At 42.5% G+C, this 3,475-nt stretch carries 6 protein-coding genes; all 6 read right to left on the bottom strand.

Annotation, left to right across the window (positions count from 1 at the left end; translation table 11 throughout):
* Positions 1-8: 8 nt before the first annotated feature.
* Entirely contained in the window at positions 9-959 is a 951-nt protein-coding gene (locus O0J15_RS20460) for an N-acetylmuramoyl-L-alanine amidase family protein (RefSeq protein ID WP_308306216.1), read from the bottom strand.
* 2 nt (positions 960-961) lie between these two features.
* Positions 962-1,294 carry a phage holin gene (locus O0J15_RS20465; protein WP_261099617.1) on the bottom strand — a complete coding sequence of 111 codons (333 nt, stop codon included), beginning with the start codon at positions 1,292-1,294 and terminating at the stop codon, positions 962-964.
* A 17-nt stretch (positions 1,295-1,311) separates the two neighbouring features.
* Positions 1,312-1,680, bottom strand: a complete 369-nt coding sequence (locus O0J15_RS20470; protein WP_308306213.1) for a hypothetical protein — start codon at positions 1,678-1,680, stop codon at positions 1,312-1,314.
* Positions 1,681-1,688: 8 nt separating this feature from the next.
* Entirely contained in the window at positions 1,689-2,747 is a 1,059-nt protein-coding gene (locus O0J15_RS20475; protein ID WP_308306214.1) for a collagen-like protein, read from the bottom strand.
* A 5-nt stretch (positions 2,748-2,752) separates the two neighbouring features.
* Positions 2,753-3,085, bottom strand: a complete 333-nt coding sequence (locus O0J15_RS20480) for a hypothetical protein (RefSeq protein ID WP_020903555.1) — start codon at positions 3,083-3,085, stop codon at positions 2,753-2,755.
* Positions 3,086-3,091: 6 nt separating this feature from the next.
* Positions 3,092-3,475: hypothetical protein (locus O0J15_RS20485; RefSeq protein WP_308306215.1), on the bottom strand; the 384-nt coding region annotated here is incomplete at its 5' end.

The following is a 3,475-nucleotide window of genomic DNA, read 5'->3' on the forward strand; positions in this document are numbered from 1 at the left end:
TTTTAAAATTATTTAGTCGTTATCAAGCCTTCTGGCTCAACTGTGAACTCTGGCTTGTCTGCCATTGTACCGTCTGGTTTAATGTAATACCAGCCTTGACCTGCTCTGACGAATTCATTAGATACCATGTTACCATCTTTACTATCAAGGTAGTACCAAGTATCTTTGTACTTGACCCATCCTGTCTTCATGGCGCCTTCTGCGTCGAAGTAATACCACCTCTCAGCGATTTTCTTCCAACCTGTCGCCATTTCTCCTGAGTTATCAAACCAGTACCAGTTGCCGTCTGAGTGCTTCTTCCAGCGGTCTGCAAGCATGTAGCCTGAACCGTCGAAGTAATACCAGGTTCCGTTGATTTTCTCAAACTTGTCTTTTGGATAGCTTCCATCTGAGTGTACGTACCAGTAGCCCGTATCATTCTTCTGCCAGCCTGTTTCAGAGCCTAACCCGTTCTCAATATCTCGCTTAAACTGTTCACGGCTAACACCCCATTTCGCAAGATAAGGATACGGGTCAACGTGGTCGCTACTGTTATCCGGCTGGTTATTGGTACAGTATTCATGCGTTTTGATACCTTCCAAGTCGTCTGTATCAAGAGTTTTCGGCAAACCTGCTTCATCTGCTAGATTTCGTAGCAATTCGATATAAAGGCGATAGTCTGTCATGAACTCTTCTTTAGTTGAATGACTTTCAATCAATTCAACTGCTGCATATGTCTCAGCATTCCAACCGCCCCCAACGTCCCACATTCCCTTGTTTACAGGACCTACCTGCATAACACGACCGTTACCAACAACATGAGAAAAGAACCCAAGTCCAGGGTCTTTTCTGTAGTGGTAGTCCGCCTCATTCTGAGCGGTTGAGTTGCGGTTGCCTGTAGAGTGGGCGTGAACCTGACGGAAAGGCTCAAATCCAACAATCGGCAAATCCGTGCGTAGTCTACTTGTATCGATATCCATGATCATTCCCCTTTCCATGCGTCATTCATCTGCTTCACTGCTGATTCTACAAACATTTCAAGTTCTCTATTAGTCATAGTGACATTGTACTTTTTAAGCTCTGCAAGCATATGTACTTTAGCTTGTTCAAGTTTTTCATCACCTTTGTAGCCCGTTTCAGCTGCTACTTGCTCTACTGCATGTACTGCGTTTTTAGCTAAGATTTCAGCGATTTTTACCGCCTTCTCTCCGCCTTTTCGCAAAAGATAATCCTTCACTGCTTTTACAATGTTTCCTACTGCTACAGCTAAAAAGCCTGTAGCAAAAGCAATAATCAGTTCATTAAATTGTGACATGTTACATTTCCTTTCTTTTATACGTAAAATCCGATATCTTCGCCATTGATAAGCGTCCGCTTATCTAGTCCAAGATACGCCTTAAGGCCTGCTTCTTTATCGCTAATAAAGATATACTTTGAAAAAACTAAATCTTTTTTAAAGCGTTCACTTTTAAAGATAAAAGGTTCTTTTTGTCCGCCTACCCTCACGCCTTTGATTTCCGGATAGTTTTTTATCTTTTCAGGCATTGTGAAAAGCATCCCATCTTCATATACCATGAAAACAACTCTATACCCCATTAAAGTTTCAAAAAGTTCAGGCACGCTACTCCATAAAAGCTGTTTGCCAAGATACCTTTTTACGATTTCTTGATTTCCAAGCATGATTTTTACTCTATCTCTCATAGTATCACCTACTTAAAAATATCGTAAATCGTGTTTGAGTCTTTGCTTGCAATTGCGTCATACTGCGCTTGCGTGCCTGCCCAATATCTAATCGGTTGCCCACCGTTTTGGTTGACGATATTTTGGCCGGGCGCTCCTGCTGGTCCACGTTCCCCTGTGGCTCCTCTAGCGCCTGCAGGGCCTACATTCCCTTGAGGTCCTCGTTGACCTTGGACACCCTGCGGACCTCGTTCGCCATCGTTGACATTATCCAAACGAGTGAAAGCAGAGGTTTTTAGACCTCTGTAATTCACTTCGATACGAACTTCAAACCAACCACCAGAGCGCTGGGTGGCGCTCCATGTACTAAATTTTCCAGTGGAATCTGGAGTCTGATTTCTCAATACCCCCCAGTTATTATTTCCGAAACCTCGATAGTAGTAATCAAGAGTATAGCCACTCGTGAGCTTTTCTCCGTCATAAAATACATCTGCGAATAAATTTAGCTGGCTAGTCGAACCATTTCGATAACTCCCTTCAATGCGGACAGTTGCATTTAAGCTGTGACCATTCTCACCCCTCAAGCTATCTCGTTGAGTCGGTGTCAATGTGTCAAACGATGGCCGGCTTTCTAAAGCTGAAATCTTTTGTTTCAACTCGGTGTCGTTGTAAGTTGAATACAAGTGTCTTGAGCCAATCTTTCTCACAGAAATACCTTGAGCGCTGATGCCTGTTACAATCCAGTAGCCTTCATCTGCTCCTTCAGAGTTGTTATTAAAGCTTTGAATTACATCTCCTAATTTGATACCTATTGGATTCATCAAAGAATTGATTGGTATTGTCGCAGTAGCACCGACTTCGTTTCCGGCAATGTCCGATTTTGAAATCCGATATTCTGAGCTTCTCAAAACTGTTGGAAGATTGACAGACCCACCATTTGTAAGACTTAGCCGGTTGCCTTCTAAGCTAAGGGTTTGATTCTCAGTAAGATAATGCTTTGCCTCTAGCTCATCTTTCGTAACCTGTTGCTCTTTAATGCCCTTGATATCCTTACCGATTGCTGTCGCTAAACTTTCAAGGCTCTTCATAGACTTCACGCTTTCGCTTGATTATATGTCGCTACTAAATCAAGATTAGCAATCTGGTCAACGCGTCCGCTGACCTCTGTCACTTTGCCAAGAAGTGCACCGTTTTCATCCTGTCCCATATTCGTGATTTTATCCGCAATTTCTTTCAGCGTATCAAGGTTCTCAGGTGTTCCTTCACCTAAAATTTCAGCCTTAACTTCCGTTTTAGCTTGAGTAACTGCTTGAGTGATAGCTTGCGTCATTGCTGAAGTGCTAACTTTGGTTTTTAATTCTTCGTTAACTCGTTTATTATCTTCTCCCAAAGTGCGGGCGAATTCTGTTAATTTTGTAGTTTCCATTTTTTTCTATACCTTTCCAAGATTATAAAAGAAGAGTAGATCGGGAAATTCCGGACATACTCCACCATCTGTTACTGTTTTTTCTGAAAGTTGTTTCTCAACTTCCTTTGCTATATCCAGCTCTTTGAGAGCATGGACTTCCTCTGTGACCAATTCTTTATCTGAAGCCACTATCTTGATGTGCGTAGCCTTATCGCTTGGAAAAATATATCCGCCAGCACTAATCTCTAAGCGGTATTTCCCAACAGGCAAGATAGCATCCAGATTAAAATTCACGCTTGAGTTCATGACAGTCACCTTCTTCTTCCATTGATACTTGTCCATGGTCAGACTAACAACCGCCACCTCCCCATCAAGAGAGGAGACGGCTCGATAGTCTTCGTCTAAAAG

Source organism: Stenotrophomonas sp. Sm10, from assembly GCF_030985515.1.
In the GTDB taxonomy this organism is placed as follows: domain Bacteria; phylum Pseudomonadota; class Gammaproteobacteria; order Xanthomonadales; family Xanthomonadaceae; genus Stenotrophomonas; species Stenotrophomonas hibiscicola.

Coding starts and splice junctions, on each gene's coding strand:
- O0J15_RS20460 (WP_308306216.1), bottom strand. CDS start 959: ATGGATATCGATACAAGTAGACTACGCACGGATTTGCCGATTGTTGGA.
- O0J15_RS20465 (WP_261099617.1), bottom strand. CDS start 1,294: ATGTCACAATTTAATGAACTGATTATTGCTTTTGCTACAGGCTTTTTA.
- O0J15_RS20470 (WP_308306213.1), bottom strand. CDS start 1,680: ATGAGAGATAGAGTAAAAATCATGCTTGGAAATCAAGAAATCGTAAAA.
- O0J15_RS20475 (WP_308306214.1), bottom strand. CDS start 2,747: ATGAAGAGCCTTGAAAGTTTAGCGACAGCAATCGGTAAGGATATCAAG.
- O0J15_RS20480 (WP_020903555.1), bottom strand. CDS start 3,085: ATGGAAACTACAAAATTAACAGAATTCGCCCGCACTTTGGGAGAAGAT.